17 protein-coding genes are annotated in these 20,057 nt (G+C 63.1%); 5 read left to right on the top strand and 12 right to left on the bottom strand.

Translation table 11 applies throughout. The features are described from left to right. Positions 1-8 precede the first annotated feature (8 nt). The 8 genes from JHD80_RS01195 to JHD80_RS01160 are packed head-to-tail and all read right to left on the bottom strand — an operon-like array spanning position 9 to position 9,937. The gene (locus tag JHD80_RS01195) at positions 9-974 is read right to left on the bottom strand and encodes an ABC transporter permease (RefSeq protein WP_199084541.1); all 966 of its coding nucleotides are present in this window, start codon (positions 972-974) and stop codon (positions 9-11) included. A 3-nt stretch (positions 975-977) separates the two neighbouring features. After that, positions 978-2,183: a trans-sulfuration enzyme family protein gene (locus tag JHD80_RS01190; RefSeq protein WP_199084540.1), complete on the bottom strand. Its 1,206-nt coding sequence runs from the start codon at positions 2,181-2,183 to the stop codon at positions 978-980. Positions 2,184-2,217: 34 nt separating this feature from the next. After that, complete coding sequence (locus JHD80_RS01185; protein WP_199084539.1) at positions 2,218-2,832, bottom strand: sarcosine oxidase subunit gamma family protein; 615 nt, start codon at positions 2,830-2,832, stop codon at positions 2,218-2,220. Then, complete coding sequence (locus tag JHD80_RS01180; protein ID WP_199084538.1) at positions 2,819-5,743, bottom strand: sarcosine oxidase subunit alpha family protein; 2,925 nt, start codon at positions 5,741-5,743, stop codon at positions 2,819-2,821. The genes JHD80_RS01185 and JHD80_RS01180 overlap by 14 nt, the downstream gene beginning before the upstream one ends. Continuing rightward, complete coding sequence (locus JHD80_RS01175; RefSeq protein WP_199084537.1) at positions 5,740-6,015, bottom strand: sarcosine oxidase subunit delta; 276 nt, start codon at positions 6,013-6,015, stop codon at positions 5,740-5,742. Before JHD80_RS01175 ends, JHD80_RS01180 begins: the two co-directional genes overlap by 4 nt. 13 nt (positions 6,016-6,028) lie before the next feature. Next, positions 6,029-7,306, bottom strand: coding sequence for a sarcosine oxidase subunit beta family protein (locus JHD80_RS01170; RefSeq protein WP_199084536.1), 1,278 nt, complete (start codon positions 7,304-7,306; stop codon positions 6,029-6,031). Next, entirely contained in the window at positions 7,290-8,471 is a 1,182-nt protein-coding gene (locus tag JHD80_RS01165) for an NAD(P)/FAD-dependent oxidoreductase (protein ID WP_199084535.1), read from the bottom strand. Before JHD80_RS01165 ends, JHD80_RS01170 begins: the two co-directional genes overlap by 17 nt. Further along, positions 8,468-9,937, bottom strand: a complete 1,470-nt coding sequence (locus tag JHD80_RS01160; protein WP_248311330.1) for an FAD-dependent oxidoreductase — start codon at positions 9,935-9,937, stop codon at positions 8,468-8,470. The genes JHD80_RS01165 and JHD80_RS01160 overlap by 4 nt, the downstream gene beginning before the upstream one ends. Here JHD80_RS01160 and JHD80_RS28540 point away from each other — a divergent pair. From JHD80_RS28540 to JHD80_RS01150, 3 genes are all read left to right on the top strand, one after another. Beyond that, the gene (locus JHD80_RS28540) at positions 9,848-10,111 is read left to right on the top strand and encodes a hypothetical protein (RefSeq protein WP_248311332.1); all 264 of its coding nucleotides are present in this window, start codon (positions 9,848-9,850) and stop codon (positions 10,109-10,111) included. The two genes, JHD80_RS01160 and JHD80_RS28540, sit on opposite strands and share 90 nt — an antisense overlap. A 470-nt stretch (positions 10,112-10,581) precedes the next feature. After that, entirely contained in the window at positions 10,582-10,761 is a 180-nt protein-coding gene (locus JHD80_RS01155; protein WP_199084533.1) for a hypothetical protein, read from the top strand. A 94-nt stretch (positions 10,762-10,855) separates the two neighbouring features. Then, complete coding sequence (locus JHD80_RS01150; RefSeq protein ID WP_465246488.1) at positions 10,856-11,836, top strand: 3'-5' exonuclease; 981 nt, start codon at positions 10,856-10,858, stop codon at positions 11,834-11,836. A 38-nt stretch (positions 11,837-11,874) separates the two neighbouring features. Here the strand turns inward: JHD80_RS01150 and JHD80_RS01145 are convergent, their stop codons facing one another. Genes JHD80_RS01145 through JHD80_RS01135 form a run of 3 tightly spaced genes read right to left on the bottom strand, consistent with a single transcriptional unit; the run spans position 11,875 to position 15,240 of the window. Beyond that, complete coding sequence (locus tag JHD80_RS01145) at positions 11,875-13,779, bottom strand: coiled-coil domain-containing protein (protein WP_199084531.1); 1,905 nt, start codon at positions 13,777-13,779, stop codon at positions 11,875-11,877. Then, positions 13,754-14,239: an ABC-three component system middle component 2 gene (locus JHD80_RS01140; protein WP_199084530.1), complete on the bottom strand. Its 486-nt coding sequence runs from the start codon at positions 14,237-14,239 to the stop codon at positions 13,754-13,756. The genes JHD80_RS01145 and JHD80_RS01140 overlap by 26 nt, the downstream gene beginning before the upstream one ends. Then, the gene (locus JHD80_RS01135) at positions 14,236-15,240 is read right to left on the bottom strand and encodes an ABC-three component system protein (protein ID WP_199084529.1); all 1,005 of its coding nucleotides are present in this window, start codon (positions 15,238-15,240) and stop codon (positions 14,236-14,238) included. The genes JHD80_RS01140 and JHD80_RS01135 overlap by 4 nt, the downstream gene beginning before the upstream one ends. A 345-nt stretch (positions 15,241-15,585) precedes the next feature. Between JHD80_RS01135 and dcm the strand changes: the two genes are divergently transcribed. Then, positions 15,586-17,691: a DNA (cytosine-5-)-methyltransferase gene (gene dcm / locus JHD80_RS01130; RefSeq protein WP_199084528.1), complete on the top strand. Its 2,106-nt coding sequence runs from the start codon at positions 15,586-15,588 to the stop codon at positions 17,689-17,691. A 156-nt stretch (positions 17,692-17,847) separates the two neighbouring features. Here dcm and JHD80_RS01125 read toward each other — a convergent pair whose 3' ends face one another. Beyond that, positions 17,848-18,264 (bottom strand): Lrp/AsnC family transcriptional regulator, encoded by a 417-nt coding sequence (locus JHD80_RS01125; RefSeq protein ID WP_199084527.1) that lies wholly within the window; start codon positions 18,262-18,264, stop codon positions 17,848-17,850. A gap of 130 nt (positions 18,265-18,394) precedes the next feature. On the opposite strand from JHD80_RS01125, the gene JHD80_RS01120 reads away from it, so the two are divergent. Further along, positions 18,395-20,047 carry a M20/M25/M40 family metallo-hydrolase gene (locus JHD80_RS01120; RefSeq protein WP_199084526.1) on the top strand — a complete coding sequence of 551 codons (1,653 nt, stop codon included), beginning with the start codon at positions 18,395-18,397 and terminating at the stop codon, positions 20,045-20,047. Positions 20,048-20,057 lie beyond the last annotated feature (10 nt).

The raw sequence follows: 20,057 nt of genomic DNA, 5'->3' as shown, positions 1-20,057 counted from the left end.
CCGCGTCCTCAGGCCAATTTCACGCGCGGATCGATCGCCGCGATGGCGACGTCCGCGATCAGATTGCCGACGATGACGAAGAGCGCCGTGAACATGATCATCCCCATCAGGATGGGGTATTCCTTCATATTGAGCGCATCGACGAAGAGGCGCCCCATCCCAGGCCAACTGAAGATCGTCTCCGCGACGAGGGCGCCGGAGAACAGGGTTGGCAACTGCACGCCGAGCAGAGCGACGAGCGGGATCACTGCGTTGCGAAGAGCGTGACGGAAGAGAATTTGGCGCTCGCCGAGCCCCTTCGACCGCGCGGTACGGATGTAGTCCTGCTGGATCACATCGAGGAAGCTCGAGCGCGAATAGCGGCTCCAGGTAGCCAGCAGGACCAGCGTCAGCACCATCACGGGCAATACGAGGTGGCGGGCCAAGTCCCAGGGGTTACCCTCCTCGCCAAGCTCGTACATGCCGCCGGACGGCAGCCAGCCGAGCTGGATCGCGAAGACATAAATCGCCATCAGCCCGAACCAGAAGGTCGGAAAGGACAAGGCGAGCATGGCGCCCGTCGTGGCCAGATAATCGAAGATCGAGCTGCGCTTGACCGCGCCCAGGATGCCGATCAGCGTGCCGATGACGATGGCCAGCGCCAAAGACGTGCCCATCAGGATCATCGTCGCCGGCACACGCTCGAGGATGACTTCGAGAACCGGACGACCGCCGAAGAAGGTGACTCCCCAGGAGCCCGTCAGCATCGCTTTCGCCCAGCTCAGATATTGCAGGTGGATGGGCTGATCGAGGCCGAGCGCGACGCGGAGACGTTCGATATCCGTGACGGTGATTGTCGGATTCAAGGTGTAGACCGCCAGCGGCCCGCCGGGCGCCAGGTGCATGATGCCGAAGCCGATGATGGAGACGCCGATGACGAGCGGGATCGAATGCAGGATCCGGCGCAGGACGTAACCGATGACGTCTCCGCTCATGGCTCAGTCTCCGCTCAGTGCTTGTTCGAGGTCGGCGATCAGGTCGTCGGCATCTTCAAGGCCGATAGACAGGCGCATCAGGTCCATGGTCACGCCGGTGCCGAGTTGGGCTTCGGGGTAGACCTTGCGTCGCGCCTGCAACAAACCGCCCGGGTGCATGATGAGCGACTCGACGTCGCCCAGGCTGACGGCGCGGGCGATCAGCTTCAGCCTGTCCATCATCCGCACCGCACCGTCGTAGCCCGCGTGCAGTTCGAACGACATCATGCCGCTGCCGCCGCTCATCTGTTTGCGGGCGATCGCATATCCGGGGCTGCTCTCGAGGAAGGGATAGCGAACGACGCGGACGGCCGGGTGGGCATCCAACATCTGAGCTACGGCGAGCGCATTCTCGCTATGCTGGCGCATCCGCACCTTGAGCGTCTTGAGACCGCGCAGGACGAGGAAGCAGGCCATCGGCGAGAGCGTCGCGCCGGTCAGATAACGAAGACCCAGCCCGCGCACCTTGTGCATGGTCTCGGCATCGCCGAGCACGATACCCCCGAGCAGGTCTCCGTGGCCGTTGATGTACTTGGTCAGTGAATGGACGACGATATCCGCGCCATGCTCCAGCGGCCGCTGCAAGGCGGGTGAAGCGAAGGTCGAGTCGACCACGACCCGCAATCCGGCCTGGTGCGCCAGAGCCGAGATCGCGGCGATATCAAGCACTTCTCCAGTGGGGTTGATCGGAGTCTCGAAGTAGACGAGCCGGGTTCTCTCCGTGACGGCCGCTGTCAGGTTGGAGGGATCCGAGAGGTCGACCTTGACGACATTGATCCCAAGGCGCGGCAGACCCTCGCCCGTCAGCGCCGTCGTGTTGTTGTAGAGGGTTCGGTGGACGATGATCTCGTCGCCCGGCGAGAGCAGAGACAGGAAGAGCGAGCTGATCGCCGCCATGCCGGATGCGGCCGTGACTCCGGCTTCCGCGCCTTCCAGCGAGGCAACGCGCTGTTCCAGCAATTGCTGCGTCGGGTTGTGCTCGCGTCCATAGAGGAACCCCTCGGCCTCATCGGCGACCACCGCGTCGGCCGCCGCCACATTGGGGAAGGCGAAGGTCGACGTCATGTAGATCGGCGGCGAGACCGCGCCGCGCTCCAACAGCGGGTCGTAGCCCTCGTGGATTGATCGCGTCTCGAAGCCGAGCTGACGATTGGAACGATGAGCTGTCATGGCGCGCTGTTCCGGTGCTGGTCGGTGGGAGAAATCATGCGGCGGCGCCCTGCGCGGGCTGGAATCTCCAGCCATCGCTGGCGGCCGCGCCTTGGAGTTCGTCGAGAAGCCATTCGGCGAAGGTCGAGCCGACGATCAGGCTGAATGAGGGGACCGGCGCTTCGTTTCGGTAGAGCTGGCAGGAAACATGGCCGACGATGGTCGAGGCACTGCTCCCGAGCGGGAACGCCCGATCGTGCAGATCGAGTCGGCACAGGCGCGCGAGAACCGCGTGCGCATGCTTGCCGCTGAGCTCGAACACGCTTCGACCATGGCTTTGATCGACCACCGCGGCGGTGCCATCGAGGGCTTGGCGGAGACGCGCCGCCAGGTCCTCCCGCTGATCGCCCGATGCCCGGATCAGCCAGCTTCCGGGCTGGACCCAGATCGCCGTTCCGGCCGAACCGCTGGCGACGCGACCGGAAGCGGGCAGCTCAATCGAAAAGGTGTGGCCGAGGGTGGCGGAGACGTCGTTCTGACGCCCCTTGCGTGCGGTGACCTGCACCAGCGCAGCATGCTGCTCCGTGATGGTGAGGGCATCTCCTCCGTTCCGCCCACCGGAAAGCGAGCGGGAGATCGGGAAGCGCGAACGGCGATCAGGCGCGGACACGAGCGTTCTCCGGATCGACATGATGGGGACTGGTGATTGTCACCTCGACGCTCTCGTCATGGAGCGGCGAGACGGCGAAGAGCCGCTGGCTTTTCAGGACCTCGCCGTTCTCGACGAGGGCCAGGCCGATCCAGCAATTGTGCTCGATCGACTGGGTCACGCTGCTGACCCAACCCATGCTGGTTCCCGAGCTCGGCTCCCGCACGATGTGGGCGCCGCCGCGCAGGCGCTTGCTCGTATCGACCGGGCGGATGCCGACGAGGCGTGGGCGGCCGGGATCGGCCAGGCCCGGGCGACCAGCGAGGACGCGCCCGATCACGTCGCCACTCTTCTTCATCATCCGGCCCATGCCGAGATCGGCGGCGGTCGTCTGCCCGTTCAGCTCGGGGCCTGCGGCATGGCCCTTCTCGACCCGCATCAGGCTCATGGCCTCGAGCCCGTACGGCACGATGCCGAACGGCTTGCCCGCTGCCAGGATCGCTTCCCAGACGGTCTCGGCCTGACCGGACGTTACCGCGATCTCGTAGGCGAGTTCGCCGGAGAAGCTGATCCGGAACAGGCGGACCGGGACCCCGGCAATCTTGCCTTCGCCCACGCCCATGAAAGGGAAGGCCTCATTGGAGAGGTCGAGACCCTCGACGGCGGTGGCGAGCGTCTCGCGGGATTTCGGCCCGGCGACGGCGATCTGCGCCCACTGGTCGGTCACCGAGCAGAACTGGACGTCGAGTTCGGGCCAGACGGTCTGCGCGTGGAACTCCATGTGTTCCAACACCGGCGCGGCGTTGCCCGTGGTCGTGGTGACCAGGAAGTGATCCTCGGCCAGCCGGGATGTGGTGCCGTCGTCGAAGACGATGCCGTCCTCGCGGAGCATCACACCGTAGCGGCATTTGCCGACCGCTAGCGTCGAGAAGGTGTTGATGTAGAGGCGATCCAGGAAGGTCGCGGCATCGGGTCCCTGGACGTCGATCTTGCCGAGCGTGGAGACGTCGCAGATTCCGACGGACGACCGGACGGCGCGCGCCTCGCGGAAGATCGGATCCCAGCCGGTCTCGCCGGGCTTGGGATAGAAGAAGGGGCGCATCCAAGCCCCTGTCGGCTGCATCGCGGCACCGTTTCGCAGGTGCCAATCATGCAATGCCGTGCGGCGGACGGGCTGGAAGTGCGCGCCCGAGGCATGACCCGCCAGCGCTCCGAAGGCGACCGGCATGGTGTAGGGCCGGTGCGTCGGCACGCCGACGGCGTCGACCGTTTCCCCGCGCGCCTCGGCCAGGATCGCGGACCCGACCAGACTGCCGAGCTTGCCCTGGTCGGTCGCCATGCCGTGCGTCGTGTAGCGCTTGGCGTGTTCGACATGGCTGAAGCCCTCGCGATGAGCGAGCCTGATGTCCGCGGCGGTGACGTCGTGTTGCAGGTCAACGAAGCTCTTGCCGGGAGCCTTGACCTCCCAGAAGGGCGCGATCGGCTGCTCGGCCTTACCGGGTTGGGGCAGGGCGAACTCCGATGCCTTTTCGAACCCGGCCGCTGCCGCCGCATCTCGCCCGGCCTTCGCGCCTTCCTGCGCGGCCGCTCCGATGCCGAAACTGCCATTCGCCGCCCCCGCCGACCGTTCGGCCTGCACCGGGTCTCCGGAGACATGGCTCGCCAGCGTCGCGTCCCAGCGGGGCTTCGCTCCGGACTGGCTGGCAAGCTGAACGTTCGGGTTCCAACCTCCGGAGAGACTGAGGAGGTCGGCGACGATCTTCTCGCCCCCGGCGCCGCCGCGACGGCGGATCATCGCCGTCTTGCCATCGAAGGACGCGACCTCGCAGCCGAGCCTGACGTTGATGCCGCGCGCAGTCAGTGCGTCGGCGAGCGAGCTCTGCGCCCGGACGTCGACGAGCGTGACCTTTCCGGTCCTCGCCTCGGCAAGGGCGAGGGCGGTTTCGTAGGCGCTGTCGTTGTTCGTGAAGACGACGGCATTTCTGCCGGGCGCTACGCCGAAGCGGCGAAGATAGGTGAGCGCCGCTCCGGCCATCATCGTGCCGGGGCGATCGTTCCCGGGAAGCGCGATCAGTCTCTCGCTCGCGCCGGTGGCCAGCACGACCTGCTTCGCTCGGAATGTCCGATAGCGCTGGCGAACCTCATGCGGGTCGGGCTGGACCTTATGGTCCGCGACGCGCTCCACGGCTCCCAGCAGGTTGTGGTCGTAATAGCCGAACACGTTGGTGCGGGTCAGGATCTCGACGTTCGGCAGTTTCTCCAGGGACGCCAGCATCTCCTTCCGCCAGGATTCATCTGCGGGTGACAGGAGGAGGCCACCGCCGAGAAGGAAGTCGCGTTCGCAGAGGATGACGCGGGCTCCGGCTTCGCCGGCCGCGCGCGCCGCGGTGAGACCGGCCGCGCCCGAACCGACCACGAGCACGTCGCAATGCGCGTGCATCGCTTCGTAGTGATCGGGATCGGGTTGCGAGGCCGCGCGTCCGAGACCGGCGGCGCGGCGGATCAGCGGCTCATACAGCTTCTCCCAGAAGCTCTTCGGCCACATGAAGGTCTTGTAGTAGAACCCGGCCGAGAAGACAGAACCGGCAAGCCCATTGACCGCCATCAGGTCGAAGGCGAGCGAGGGCCAGCGATTCTGGCTGGCGCTGACAAGGCCGTCGTGCAGCTCGATCTCTGTGGCCTTGCTGTTCGGCTCGCGCCGCGCGCCATCCCGCAGCTCGACGAGCGCGTTCGGTTCCTCCGACCCAGCCGTCATGATGCCGCGCGGCCGATGATACTTGAAGGACCTCCCGACGAGCCTGACGCCGTTCGCGAGCAAGGCCGAGGCGAGGGTGTCGCCCGGGTGGCCGGTGAAGGTACGGCCGTCGAAGCTGAAGCGGATTGTCTGGGCGCGATCGACGGATCCGCCGGAGGGCAAGCGCTTCGAAGTCATGGCGTCGCCTCCGGCAGCGCATCCGCAGGTCCGGCCGAGGCCGCGACGACATGAGTCAGCGTGTTTCGCCGAACCTTGATCCACTGTCGGCAGCCCGCGTAGTGGTGCCACCATTCATCGTGCCAGCCGCGCGGATTGGCCCGCGTGTAGACGTAGTCGTAGAAGGCCTGTTCGCCGGAATCCGGGGCCGGTCGCTTCACCGTCGCGTCCCCGCGATAGTGAAACTCGTCCTGGGGACGTTCGCCGCAATAGGGGCAGGGGATCAGATGCATTGCCGCCGCCGCCTCACTGCGCCCAGGGGTTGGGGCCGGCACCCCGTTCGTCGATCATGCGGCCGTCGCGGAAGCGGTCGATCGTCAGGTCGGCGTTGAAGGCGTGGGGTTCGTCCCGCGCGATTGTATGGGCGAAGCACCAGCCTGAGCCCGGGGTGGCCTTAAAGCCGCCGTAGCACCAGCCGCCGTTGAAATAGAGGCCGTCGATCGGCGTCTTGCAGATGAAGGGAGAGGAATCCATCGTCATGTCCATGATGCCGGCCCATTGCCGCAGCACCCGCAGACGGGACAGGGCAGGGATCATCGAGACGGCCGCACCCAGCAGGTGCTCGACCACCGGAAGATTTCCGCGCTGGGAATAGGAATTGTAGCCGTCGAGGTCGCCGCCGAAGACGAGGCCACCCTTGTCCGACTGGCTGATGTAGAAGTGCCCGGCGCCGAAGGTCACGACGCCATCGATCATCGGCTTGATCGCCTCGGAGACGAAGGCCTGGAGCAGGTGCGATTCCACCGGCAGGCTAAGGCCAGCCATCGTCGCCAGGCGCGATGTATTTCCGGCAACGGCGACGCCGACCTTCTTGGCGCCGATGAAGCCCCGAGGGGTCTCGACGCCGGTGACGCGCCCGCCTTCGCGGCGGATGCCCGTAACCTCGCACTGCTCGATGATATCGACGCCGCGTCGGTCGGCTGCCCGGGCGAACCCCCAGATCACCGCGTCGTGCCGTGCGGTGCCTCCGCGCCGCTGCATCAGGCCGCCAAAGATCGGGAACATCGGATTATCCATCTCGATGAACGGCGCGTATGCGCGCACCCCGTCTCGATCCAGCAGTTCCGCGTCGACGCCCTGAAGCCGCATCGAGTTGCCGCGCCTGGCGGCGGCATCGCGCTGCGAGTCCGAATGGAACAGGTTGAGCACGCCGCGCTGGCTCATCATGACGTTGTAGTTGAGGTCCTGCTCGAGGCCCTCCCAGAGCTTCAGCGAGTGCTCGTAGAAGCGCGTATTACTCGGCAGTCCGTAATTCGAGCGCACGATCGTGGTGTTGCGCCCGCCATTGCCGAGGCCGATCGGCCCCTTCTCGACCACCGCGACATTGGTAATGCCGTGAACGCTGGCGAGGTAATGCGCCGTCGCCAGCCCGTGGCCGCCGCCGCCGACGATAATCACGTCATAGGAAGCCTTGGGCTCGGGCTTGCGCCAGGCGGGTCTCCAGCCTTGATTGCCGGAGAAGCTCTCCTTCAGCAGGCGCCAGGCCGAATAGCGATCGGCGATCGGTTCAGGCCGCGCGGGCATCGTCATCTTCCGTTTGAGGGGGAAGCCAGCCGCGCTCTTCGCGCCAGTCCGGGCTCAGGTTGCCGAAGCGCGACAAGCGAAAGCTCGACAGGTCGGCGAAGTCGCACCGGCCGTCGATCACGAGCTGCGAGATCGCGCGTCCCGTTGCCGGTGACAGGCCGAAGCCCACGCTCGACATGGTCGCGACGATCGCGTTCGCGGCGGTCGGGAGCCGATCGATCACGGGGCGGCCGTCTGGCGTGTTTTCGATGACCCCGGCCCAACTACGGATTACGCGGATATGGGCGGCCTTCGGAAAGAGTTCGGCGAGGCGCTTGGCGACGTTGCGGGCGAGCGGGCTCGAGGGGCGCGCAGCGACCGCGTCATCCTCCGGCCTAAGCCATTCATGCGGCCCGCCGCCATAGGCGAGATTCCCGCGTAAGGTCTGGCGGCCGTAGAGATGATTGCCGTCGACACCGCCGATCGGCATCAACGGCAGCGGTTCCGTGACGATCATCTCGGCCCGTGCCGCGGTGACCGGGACTTCGCTGTCGAGCAGGGCCGAGAGCCGACCGGTCTGCGGCCCGGCCGCCAGGATCAGCGTGTCGCAGGAGAAGACGCCCGCGTTGGTTTCGACGGCGGCGACCTTGCCGCCCCGGCGTTGAAAGCCGGTGACCGCGGTATGTTGCAGGATGCGTCCGCCGAGATCCTGCAAGGCCCAGGCATAGGCCTGCACTGTTCGTTGCGGGTTCGCGTGGCCGCCTCGCTCGTAATAGACGCCGCCGACGACATTGTTTCCGGCGAGGGGGACGAGATCGCGGACCTGCTTCGGGTCGAGCCATTCGGCCGGAAAGCCCTGACCGCGCGTATTCTCGACGCCGATCTTGAATTCCTCGACCTGCTGATCGCTCAAAGCGATGCGGATGCGCTTCGGCTGGAACTCGGTCGGATAGCCGAGCAGTTCATCCATCTGCGGCCACAGCCGCTGCTCCTCGAGGAAGAGGGGGCTTTGATGGTGCGTCGCGCCGCCGCCGTTTCGTCCGGAGGCGCCCCAGCCGACGATGCCCTTCTCGATGACCATGACGTCGACGCCCGCCCGGGCAAGCCACCAGGCGCTACTCAGGCCGGTGACGCCGCCACCTATGACGATGACGCTGGCGCCCTTGGTCCCGACGGTTGCGTTCATGAGCGCTCCTCCGCGCTGGCGCCATCGGCAAGCGTCCAGAACGGGTCCCATTGGCCGGATATGCCGAACCAACCCTCCCAGTTGTCGCTGACAACGCCGGGTTCGAGATCCTCCGCGAAGGCGGAGAGCGGGAGCGGTCGGACCGGCGCGCGATAGCTCGGCAGCGGAAGCTTCGCGAGCGGCGTCCCCGTTGCCCGTGCCAGCACCGCGCTGACCTGTTCACGGCAACGTCGTCCTTGGCAAGGTCCCATGCCCGCACGGGTCAGCCGCTTGATCTGGTCCTGATGGACGAGGCCGTCGTTGGCGAGAGAGGCGAGGTCGCGCGCCAGCATGGGGGCTTGATCTCGCGGAAGGTAATGCGGCGGTCGAACGCCGAGAAGATCGGGGATGCTGACTTCCTCGCACTGGCAGATGTGCGTTTCGGTATCCGCGACGGTCATCGCCGCTTCGATCCACGCCGAGCGGCTGGCTTCGACATCGTCGGTTGCCGTGCCATCGGCGGGCAGGGCCTGCCATGAAGCGTGCGAGCCGCTCTCCAGCTCCGAGCAGGCCGCGGCGGCAGCGCGACGACCTTCCTCCGCCGCGATCGCGGGATCGGCGGTCTTGTCCTGGGTAATCCCGGCGCAGTCCCCGGCTGCGAAGAGGCCTGGGATGGAGGTTCGCCCATCGGTGTCCGTAAGCGGAACGTGACCGCCGCGAGAACTCATGAAAGCAATCTCGGCACCGGCGACGTCGAACAGTTCGATCACGGGCGCAGTGCCGATGGCGAGCACCACCGTGTCGCAGGGAAGGTGGCGGCCGTCGGTTCCGGTCAGCTCCACGTCTTCGACGCCGTCCGATCCGCCAGCCGCGCGAGCGACCATGGCTCCCGTCAGGACCGCCACGCCCTGGGACGCGAGCTTCGCGCAACCCTTCGCGTCGCGGAGAGCATCCGCGACCTCGACCATCGCGACGACGGTCCGCCCTGCCGCGACGGCTGCTTCGGCGAAGCTCGTCGCTTCCGCACCGGAGCCGAGGATGACGATCCGCTGGCTCTCTAGCGCGTCATAGCGTTGCAGCAACGTCTGCGCTGCGGTGACACCCATGACGCCCGGCAGTTCCCAGCCCGGGAAGGCCAGCCCGATGTCCCGCCGCCCGGTGGCGAGGATCGCGGCATCGAAGGAAGCGTACCAACTGCTCTCGCCATCGCTGAGACCGACGACCGGCCCGGTCAGCCAACGGAGGCCGGGCTTGGGGGAGAACAGGCCCCAGGCGGAGACGCCAAGACGAACGTCAACTCCGGCTTCGAAGGCGTCCGCGATCCGTTCATCGGAAGCCGCGATCGCTTCCATCATTCGCGTCTTGTTGCGGGTCGCTCCGCTCATGCGCTGGCCGAAATGGAAAGGGACGTCGAGGCCCATCAGGGCGCTGTCGACGGGATGTTCATCGACCAATACGACTTCAACGCCGCGTCGAGCAGCTTCCAGCGCCGCAGCGAGGCCAGCCGGACCGGCGCCGACGACGAGAAGGCGCAAATGTTCCCGTACAGGCAACGGCTTGCCAGCCGTCGACCGTTCATCTACGCGAGACATTGCAGAAATCCCCTCTGCAAATATTGTTATTCTTGGATTTTATATTCGGACAAAAAAGTTACGTATTGAAAGTTGCCGTATCAGCGACTTCCAATGTGTCATCAGGCAGCGATTTAATTCGCCAATTCGCTGGCTGGCTTTGCGCCCGGCGTTTTGAATTGGTCGACTAATATTGGATCGGCCATACGGGTTCACTGTTCCAAATGCGACGGAAAATGTTTCAGAGGGGACTTTATGATCGGTCGGGACTTCGGTGCCGGACGCCGGCTACCGTTCCTGGGGAGACGTGGGTGAAGGGTCTCTCCGAGGTGCCTGGATTGATTCGGGTGAAACGGCCTTCAGGGTTGGAAAATTTCGCTTCAGCGCCAAATACACGAATCGAAATATTCACTAGTGATTTCGTATATTTATGGACGAGCTTGGTGATTCTGGTGTGGGCAACCTGCGTGCTTTACTTGCAGCGACAACAATTTCGGGCGTTATAAAACTTTGTAGCCCAGACGGCCTCTCAAGTTTCTTCTTGCTGAGAGGGCCGACCGATGGCCGCTGAGCCGAAGCCCCCGAACCGCCGAAAGCCGAAATCCGAGCATTTCGTCCAATTCCGCTCGAAATGGATCGAGGGGACGGCCACCGGCTACGGCATCTTCGTTTTGCCGGTGCTCACGGGGATCATCGCCATCATCGTGCTCAACCTAGCGGCGATCATGTGGTTGGGATGAACATCAGCCCGTCGTGTCGCGGCTTCCTCAATTTCTGCTGATGACGACTCCTGGCAGTCGGTGACGAAAAAACGGATAAGGTCGCCGGATGAAGATGGCATCCACCCAGATCGACCTTTTCGACGATGCGCCGGGTTATCGGCAGACGCCCCGACCATCTCCCAGGAAACGCCGGTCCGAAGTCCTGTTGCCATCCAGCGATGATGAGGAGCTTGCCCAAAGACTAGAGGAGACTGGACGCTTCAAGGTTCTGCGGAAGCTGGTACCCCGTCCGATCGTTGCCCGGGAGCAAAGCGCGTTCCCGAACGTCGCGGTGCTGGTGGATACAGAAACCACCGGGCTGTTTCATTCCCGGGACGAGATCATCGAAATCGGCGCAGTGAGCTTCACCTACAACGATGTGGGCATGATTGGGGACGTCATCGGGGTCTACAGCGGCTTGCGTCAGCCATCGGCGCCAATCCCAGCAGAGATTACCAGGCTGACCGGCATCACGGACGAGATGGTGTCTGGCCGCTACATCGATATCGCCGCGCTCGACGCTCTCGTTGAACCGGCCGACCTCGTCATTGCGCACAATGCCGCATTCGATCGCCCATTCTGCGAAGGGCTTTCGCCAACCTTTGCGTCGAAAGCCTGGGCATGCTCGGTCACCGAGATCAGGTGGGCCGACCTGGGCTTCGAAGGCAACAAGCTCGGGTACCTCGTCGGTCAGTCCGGACTATTCCATGAAGGGCATCGTGCAACCGATGACTGCCACGCTCTCCTGGAGGTGCTGGCACGGCCAGCGGGGCCTAATGGTACGCGCCCGTTCGCAGAGCTATTGCGATCGAGCGCGCAGAGCAGGGTCCGCATCTTCGCCGAGAACGCGCCCTTCGACATGAAGGACCAGCTCAAGACCCGCGGCTATCGCTGGTCGGATGGGAGCGACGGACGGCCCAGAGCTTGGTGGATCGAAATCGACGAGGAGCTCTATGACGAGGAGCTACGTTATCTGAGGTCCGACATCTATTGCTGGGAGGATGCCGAACCGCTGACCCAGCGGCTAACGGCGCTTGATCGATTTCGTGCCTGAATATTTGCGCTGGCTAAAATTACGCGTGACCCACGGGTTCAAAACAGACCGCGTCGGCCCGAGTTGCCGTGTTCGCCTGCGAAGACATGCTCGCGCACACTTTCTGGAAGCGGGAACGGAGGATCCTGGTTCTCGATGACGATGAACTGCGCGTCATTGGAGCGTTTGATAAGATAGTTGTAAAAGTGCACGTTCAGCCCTGCCGCGGCCACGGTGGCTTCGTCTGCGCTCAGTTCCTTGTGCTTGGACTTGAGCGGATCTCGGTAGCTGAGAAGCGGGCTGTCGAGGACGACGATGCCCGGATGTGGAAGTTTGCGAGTCCGGCAGACATCCATGACGCCGATCTTGAATGCGGCGTTCAGCAATGCCCTTACGCCCTTGCCGTTGGCGTTCCGCTGCTTCCCGTTCAGTAGGATATCATGGGTCTGCTCGTGAAATGTGATCCGAGGATCTCCCGGGTACTTCCATTCTTTGAAGATGCTCTGCACCGCAGCCGCGAGTTCATCGCCGACCACGGTGCCGACTCCGGTGATGACGCTTCCCCTGGCGACGCCCTTCGGCTTGAACCTCGACAGCTCCGCGTGACGAGCCCCTAGTCCGCTAATCCTCCGCTCGACGGACATCGCATCATGGAGCTTCTTGCGCGCCACATCGATCGCTTCGTACTGTTCGCGTGTTTTGACCGCGGCATTTCGCGCAGCCTCGATCAGCCCATCCTTGACTTCGATGTCACCGAAAAGGGAATCAATCCGCCTCCGCATCCCGATCGCTTCGGCCTTGAGCGACGCTATCGCCTTCGCCAATCCGGCGCTTTCGGCACGGACCTTCCTCAACTCAGCGGAAACGGCCTTCTGGGAAGTTTCCACGGCCTCGAAACCGTGCTCGACATGCTGATGTTCTGGATCGGCGCCGCACAGAACGCATGTACGTTTCGCACCTGCCATAAGGGCCGCGGCCCCTTCTTCCAACATTATCAATCTGCGGATATCGCTTGCAAAGCTGGTGGCCAGCAATTCGAAGCGCTCGATGGTTAATGCTGCCTCGTCCGCCCGTTCCGTCAGTTCCTCACGCTCGGAAACCAGCAGTCGGCGTTCCATGGAAAGCGAGTCGAGAGCCGAATGACCCTTCGCCAAGTTCGATCGGAAGGCTTCCAACGTCGCATCCAGCCGCTCGGCCTGCTGGTCGAGTTTCAAGGTCGTCAAATCCTCGACGCCCGGGTACATGGCTGCAAGTTCTGCCACAGCCGCGTTCAGCATCTCCTCAACGATTTCAATGCGGCCCGCGTTCGTCTGTCTCTGCTGCTTCGTATCGGGGACTTTCACCATCGACTTGTCGTCGACGCCTGTGAGGATGAACTTGAGGACGTTCTTATTGAACGTGTCACTACTTTGGCGGTCCACGACAATCGGGCTTTCTTCCGCGATCATCGGGGTCTCTTCGGTGAACAGGTAACTGGCGAAATGCCGGATCGTGAAGGTCGACTTGTCTCCGCTCTGGGTCCGGGCGATTTCCGTGTCGCCGACGCCGAGTTCTCCAAGGAGGAATGTCGAGAGGCTCTCCTTCTTAGTGGTGTGATTTTCGGCCAGAGTGCGGTCGCTTTTCCGCGCGAGCGCTTGGTCGAACTCGCCCTCGAAAAGATCGTATCCACCCTTTGACATCGAACGTGCGAGAGTGATCCGACCGGACTTCGGCAGATCCATTTCTAGCCAGCACCTGTCATATCCGACGGCTTCGGTCAGGCCCGGCAGGGCAGATCCGCCACCGAACATGTAGTCGAGCGCTTTGACCGCGTAGGATTTGCCTGCCTGCGAGCCACCCCAGACGACAGTCAATCCCGAAGCGAAGTCGAGGCCGACGCTCTGTCTATCCGGTCCGGTAAAAGCCAGGCGCCGCAGGATGAACCGAGATGGCGGCATATCAGGCGCCCGCCTGGGCAGTGCCATGCCCGAAACTTTCGGTCCATTCCCCGATGTGACCGACAACCATGGACTTGAAGCCAGCCTTCGACAGCTCCCGAACCTGCTCTGCGAGCCAGCTCGCGCAGGTCTTCAGATCTTCTGAATAGGAGGACTCCAGCAGTTCGACATACGAGGCGGCCTCCTCGGAAGCTCGCCAAGTGAAGCCCTCATCGTCGGCGACCTTCTCCAGGAGGTGGCATCTGCGCATGAGGTCGAGTCCTGCCTCCACAATGCCGCGTCGAACGAGCAGCTCGCCCCTCCGGCCGGAGACCGCAGCGTGAAGCGACATCGGTCCGCCGACGTCGGATGCGTGGACGACAACGTGGTCGTAAAGGACGACCTCGCTCAGATCGGCAGTGATCGGCCGAAGATGCTCGAGCACCACGACGGCACGGATCCCCGCTTCAAGCGGCGTATGATACAGGTCGGAAATGCTTACGCTCATGGGCTCCACCTGATCTTGCCGTCCGAAACAAGGTGATGACACGTACCCTGTTTCACGGGAGGCCTAGCCATTGTGCCCAGGATTCCCGCAGGTGCAGCCCCCGTATGTTTCATCACCGCGTCGATCCTTGCCAGGGGCGACGGGTGCTCCTCATTATAAACGTCGATCAGTAAATGGTAGATGTCGTTCTTGAATACGTCGACCGATCTCGCCGCCGTATTATCGCGGTGAAAATCACGGAAAGCGCATGCCTGATAGTAGCGCTGCCGCTGAATCCTGAGATGCTCCCCGAACCTGGGGTGCGCGAAAACGTCGTCCAGTGTCGCGAAATCCGACCCGGCCGACCCCGCGTACACATCCCGAAGCTGCGCAATATAAGTCAGCTCAGTGTCGCTGACTTCATCAGGCGTTTCGCCTTCGGGCGCTTCGCCGGGGGGTAGGCGCAACACCTGAACAAGAGCAGGAAGCGCGGCGGGATCCTTGGCCAGTTTCGGCGCGGTCAGGCACTCGACCGCTGAGAAGTCGTACGCCTCGATCAGCGCGCGGATGCCGGCCGTGAGTTCGACAGGATTCCGGCCGGTGATCCTCGTCCGGCAATTCTTGTCCCAGGTCTCCAGCAGTGTCTTCCTGATGAGGGAAGGATTCAGCAGCATTGTAGTCAGCGACCCCTCCATACCTCGCGGCGAAACGAAAACGTACCGTCGCGGGAGGGTTGCGTACGCCCCGGCATCATGATGGTGAAAGACCTTGCCCAGCTCCGTCATGGCCTCGCCAACCCGGAGTTTGGAGCCGCGTGTCTTCCGTTTACACTGGTAAAGGTCCCAGTCTCCCTCGTGGCGGGAGCGCGAGAGGAAACCTATGACGTCACGGCCCTTGTCATTGGCTCCGCCAATGCGCTCGACTTCGACGTAGTCTTTCGATTTTCGTTCGGCGAATATCTCGACGAATTCTTCGAGTTCGTCGTCCTCAAGTTCGACGATGCGCGTCGCCGGCTTCGTCACGGTCGCCCCTGAATCGTTTCATTCGCCCACGTATCGCATCGGCGCGCCATGCCGACAACACTTCGTGCCTGCGTAGACCCGCGAATTCAGATTTATCAGTTGCAATTTCTTTATCAGCCTTTCTGCCCCTTGATGAGAAAGCCTTCGAGCGCTCGAAATCTCGCAACTGTCTGCCCTCGTGACGGCAGAATGGGGTCGAAGCCGCCGAAAGACATGGCACTAATCGTGAAGCACGTGTGCCAGAACTCCACGTTCGAAGGTCCTTCGGATTTTAGCAATCACGCTCACCCGAAATGCACGGCCTAGCCGGCATAGGGTCCGGTAAGTCTCGGAGCCCCAGTGTTAATGAGCGAAGAAGCCTACCTCGCCAGCAGTGATTTTCCCGCTGGGCCCAAAACCTCAACGCTCGAAGAAACCTCGTCCGAGCCGGGGACGGATCAATCTGGGGGCTCACGCGAAAGCCGGCGAGGGCGCTCAGTTGACGAAAAGCGGGAGGGCTCTGACGAGAACCTGGGTGCAGGGGGCGATCGCGAGCTTCTGGAGAGCCTCAAGAAGGTTCGTGATCGCGCGCTCGCCGGTCGTCGCCGCGCCATTGCTGATGCGTTCGCCCTTGCTGATCAATGCAAGGTCTTCGCCCAGCACTTGCCGAAAGCGCATCTCATCGCGTTCATCAGGGCCGAGTGCCGCGTGTCTCGGACGGAGGCAAGTGCTTACCTGCTGCTGGCCGACTTCGCCGATCCGGAACGAGCCGATCTCCAGCAGAGTGCGATCGACGTCAGTGTCCTGTGCCGCCTGGCTAAGCAGCCGCCAGCGGTTCGGGACGAGGCGCTTACGATGTTGCGTTCGGGAAGGTCCATGTCGCTTGCGGATCTGCGATTGCTTCGGCGCGACGTGCTCGCGGCCGAAGCAGCGGTCTCCGGAAAGCCGGATCGTAGCGCCGTCCCAGACTTGAAGAGTGCCGTCAGGTTGAAGGCACGGGAGTTCGTGGACCGCTTCCTCGAAGGCCTGGGCGGATTGGCTAACGATTTTACCGATCTTTACAACGAGACAAGCCCTGAGGATCGCTCGCCCGAAACGGTTTCCAGGGTCGATGCGCTTGCCGAAAATGCTCGTCGGCTTGCAGCCCAGCTCCAGAGGCTCGTACCGGTCGATTTCCTGACTTCAGGCGACGAATGGCCCCAGCATTCGTGGAGCCGCGTACTTCGTACGCTGAATCTACTCGCAGATCGCAGGCTGTGTTCTATCGAAGGATTGTCTTGGCCGGACGTGGATCCGCTTTGGATCGACGAGAGCCGGCACGAGCCCTTGATGTGGGCACTCGGACAAGAGTTGCCGGAGTTGAGCCGTCATCGACGTCGGCTCGGCCAGGGCGTCGTCGCACTCGATCGCCATCCGAAGAGTTCCAGGTCCCGGCCTGCGAAGCCCTATCAGTACTCGGTGCTCGAGCTGTGTGCTGGCGCTGGAGGTCAGGCGATCGGTCTGCACGCCGCTGGATTCTGGCACGCCGGAATCTTTGAGAAAGCTCCCGAAGCTGTCGCAACCCTACGTGCCAATCGTCCCAAATGGCCGGTGTTCGAGGCGGATATCAATACGATCGATCTCAGTCGCTACCGGGGCGTGGATCTTGTTGCCGGCGGCCTGCCTTGCCAACCTTATTCGCAGGCAGGAGAGCGGCGCGGCGCAGGGGACGAACGGGATCTTTTCGATCGAGCTCTTCAGATCATCGAGCTAGTCCAGCCGAAGGCGATCCTGATTGAGAATGTGGTTGGCATCTCCCAGGTCACCCACGGAGCGCGCCGACTTCAAGTATACTCTGAGCTCGAGCGTATGGGTTACGACGCGGAGTGGAGGATCATCGAGGGTCCCGACTTCGGACTGGCTCAGAATCGTCGCCGCGCGATCCTTGTCGCGCTCCGTCGCGGCCTGATGCACCGCTTCCGTTGGCCACTCGCTCCGGAAATGGCGCCGACGTCGGTCGGCAGCCGGTTGAAGGATTTGATGGGAGCCCGCGGCTGGGTTCGATTGGATCAATGGGTCGCCGGAGCGGACGGCCTCGCGCCCACGCTGATCGGGGGAAGCGCGAAGAAGATGGGCATCGATTTGGCCCAACCAAATTCGCGGCAGGCCTGGTTCAATATCGGCGTAGATCCCAGAAAGCCTGCCAAGGAAGCGCCCGACCCGGACTTCGATGGAATCCCCTGTCTGACCCTTCCGATGCTCGCGCGGCTCCAGGACTTCCCAGACGATTGGGGCTTCTCCGGATCGCGTCAGGCGCAATTCAGGCAGATGGCCAACGCCTTTCCCCCGAGACTTTCCCGCGTCCTGGGGCTCGCAATCCAGCGTGCACTCTCAGGCGAAGAAATCGATGTGAGAACGGCAATCGAAGCGCCGCTTTTCAAACGGCTCGATCTGGCCGAATTCAATCGACATTTGCGCGAGGCGGCAGAATAGTGTCCGGATTAGCCCATTGCGTCGCTCGCCGAGGGCGGCAGGCTTTCGCGCTGTGCTGATCCAAGATTGGCTCAGGTTCTAGCCGCGTTCATTGTTGTCTCAGTTTTGCTGCGATCAAGCCAGCCATATGTGATGACAATCCGGGCTGCCAACCGATCACGCTGGGCCGAGCAAGAGGTGTGTTTCGGATTTCGATATACCTTCCATGATCCGGATGCCGGTGAGGAGCCGGTTGAACTCGGCCATGCTGGGGACGTCGATTTCCGCGATCAGGTCCCAAAGTCCGTTCGTGGTGTGAAGCGCGGCGAAACCCGGGTTCTTTCTCAAGCTCGCCACGACGCCTTTCACGTTCCGCCCCTCCAGTTCGATCATCATGATGCCGCGGATTCGGTTGGTCGCGTCGTGGTCTTTCAATCGAACGGTGAAGCCGGCGATAACTCCGTTCGCGATCAGTCGATCCATACGGGTTTGGACAGTGCCCCGCGCAACGCCCAGGAGCTTCGCCAACGTGGGGACCGTTGCTCGCGCGTTGATACGCAGCTCTGCGATCAGGCGATGGTCGAGATCATCCATAAGACTCTGCCGATTCCGTCAGTCTTTCTGACAGTATGGGCAATCCATCATCGATTGTGAGCTTGGGCAACGTTTCTGCTCTCCATGTGCTCGGATATGTTGCCGCCTGGCTGCACTCGCGGAGCGTCTGATGAAATCCCGACCGACTTGGAATCCCGGCCCTCGAGTTCGAGAGCTGTCCTGCTGTCTGGTCGGCTGGGGTAGCGAAACCGGCTCACCGGGCGAGGCCGAATTCGGAGAGCGAATGGCCGCAATGCTTCGCGGCATTCCGTACTTCCGAGATCATCCGGACCAGGTGCGGTTGGTGGATAGCCATGGCGATCCGATGAGGCGAAGCGTGGTGGCCATTGTCCGGGGAAAAGGGTCCCGTGCACTGGCCATGGCGGGGCACTACGACGTCGTCTCGGTCGAAAATTACCGGGAACTGGCTCCGCTGGCGTTCAAGCCCGACGAGTTGCTGGCGGCGTTGATTGCCGATCTGGAGAGCCGACCGCTCAACGCAGGTGAACGTCGCGCTCTGGAGGACTTCAGGAGCGGCGAGTTCCTGCCCGGTCGCGGGCTCCTCGATATGAAGAGCGGCATAGCTGTCGGGATCGCCGTTCTCGAAGCCTTCGCAGCCGATCCGGACCGGCTCGGCAATCTCATCCTCATCGCGACACCCGACGAGGAACGTGGCTCGCGGGGAATGCGTAGCCTACGCGATGCGCTTCCGACCATCGCGGCCGAATTCGGACTTGAGATCGAGGCAGGCATCAACCTAGATGCGACGAGCGATCAGGGAAATGGAACAGAGGGCCGCGCGATCTATCGCGGCACGATCGGTAAGGCCTTGCCCTTCGCGTTCGTCGTCGGCCATTCCTCCCATGCAAGCTATCCGTTCGAGGGTGTCAGCGCACAACTGATCGCGTCGGAGATCACGAAGGCCGTGGAGGCTAACCCTGTGCTGTCCGACAGGGCAGGGGGCGAGGTCTCCCCGCCGCCGATCTGCCTGGAGGCGAAGGACCTACGAGGAGGCTATGAGGTCACCACGCCCGAGCGGGTCTGGATCGCTTTCAACTGGCTCTCGCACAACTGGACGGCCCCTGAGCTTCTGAGTCTCTTCGAACAAACCGTCCGAACGGCCGCGGCTGGGGCCATCGAGCAGTTCAATCAGCGTGCGCACAGCTATTCGGCGATGCTGGGAATACCACAGGCGGCCCCGGTGGCAGCCGCGTCGCTTATCACGGTCGGAGAACTGATGAAGCGGGTCGAGCAGGTCGGCGGAGCCGATGCAGTTGCCCGGGTTAACGATGTAGAGCTCGAGTGGCGCGCCTCCGACGATCCTCTCGCTCAGACGCGTGCGATCGTCGGTGCCATGGTTACGGAAGCCAGCGTGACCGGTCCTGCCATCGTCTATGGCTTCAGCAGTCTCGTATATCCCTCGACCCACCTCTCCAGGACGGCAAACCCCTCCCGCTTTGCCGACGCGATCGAAAGCGCGCGGCTCGCGCATGAGAGCGTCGGTGGAGGAGCGCTAAAGTATCGTGAGTACTTCACCGGAATTTCGGACATGAGCTTTTTTGGACATCGCCCATCCGACGCCGATAGCGACACCGTTGCCGCCAATACCCCGGCCAGCGAGCTTGTCGACGCAGCGCGGGAAGATGTCCTGTCCTTCCCGGTTGTGAACATTGGCCCGTGGGGACGGGAATTTCATCAAAGGCTCGAGCGAGTGCACACTCCTTACGCTTTCGATGAATTGCCCCGGTTGCTGCGGGAGATCGTGAAGCGTTTCCTCGGATAGGTCTGCTGAA

The organism is Allobosea sp. ASV33, from assembly GCF_016428755.1.
Taxonomy (GTDB): domain Bacteria; phylum Pseudomonadota; class Alphaproteobacteria; order Rhizobiales; family Beijerinckiaceae; genus Allobosea.
Note: the sequence above shows the minus strand (reverse complement) of the source record. Positions and strands in the feature narration are given on the sequence as shown.

Excerpts from the sequence above, each read along its gene's own strand:
- JHD80_RS01170 (WP_199084536.1), bottom strand. The coding sequence starts at position 7,306 with ATGCCCGCGCGGCCTGAACCGATCGCCGATCGCTATTCGGCCTGGCGC.
- JHD80_RS01180 (WP_199084538.1), bottom strand. The coding sequence starts at position 5,743 with ATGACTTCGAAGCGCTTGCCCTCCGGCGGATCCGTCGATCGCGCCCAG.
- JHD80_RS01125 (WP_199084527.1), bottom strand. The coding sequence starts at position 18,264 with ATGGATGATCTCGACCATCGCCTGATCGCAGAGCTGCGTATCAACGCG.
- JHD80_RS01175 (WP_199084537.1), bottom strand. The coding sequence starts at position 6,015 with ATGCATCTGATCCCCTGCCCCTATTGCGGCGAACGTCCCCAGGACGAG.
- JHD80_RS01120 (WP_199084526.1), top strand. The coding sequence starts at position 18,395 with ATGAAATCCCGACCGACTTGGAATCCCGGCCCTCGAGTTCGAGAGCTG.
- JHD80_RS01190 (WP_199084540.1), bottom strand. The coding sequence starts at position 2,183 with ATGACAGCTCATCGTTCCAATCGTCAGCTCGGCTTCGAGACGCGATCA.
- JHD80_RS28540 (WP_248311332.1), top strand. The coding sequence starts at position 9,848 with ATGGAAAGGGACGTCGAGGCCCATCAGGGCGCTGTCGACGGGATGTTC.
- JHD80_RS01150 (WP_465246488.1), top strand. The coding sequence starts at position 10,856 with ATGGCATCCACCCAGATCGACCTTTTCGACGATGCGCCGGGTTATCGG.
- JHD80_RS01155 (WP_199084533.1), top strand. The coding sequence starts at position 10,582 with ATGGCCGCTGAGCCGAAGCCCCCGAACCGCCGAAAGCCGAAATCCGAG.
- JHD80_RS01195 (WP_199084541.1), bottom strand. The coding sequence starts at position 974 with ATGAGCGGAGACGTCATCGGTTACGTCCTGCGCCGGATCCTGCATTCG.
- JHD80_RS01145 (WP_199084531.1), bottom strand. The coding sequence starts at position 13,779 with ATGGCACTGCCCAGGCGGGCGCCTGATATGCCGCCATCTCGGTTCATC.
- JHD80_RS01165 (WP_199084535.1), bottom strand. The coding sequence starts at position 8,471 with ATGAACGCAACCGTCGGGACCAAGGGCGCCAGCGTCATCGTCATAGGT.
- JHD80_RS01140 (WP_199084530.1), bottom strand. The coding sequence starts at position 14,239 with ATGAGCGTAAGCATTTCCGACCTGTATCATACGCCGCTTGAAGCGGGG.
- dcm (WP_199084528.1), top strand. The coding sequence starts at position 15,586 with ATGAGCGAAGAAGCCTACCTCGCCAGCAGTGATTTTCCCGCTGGGCCC.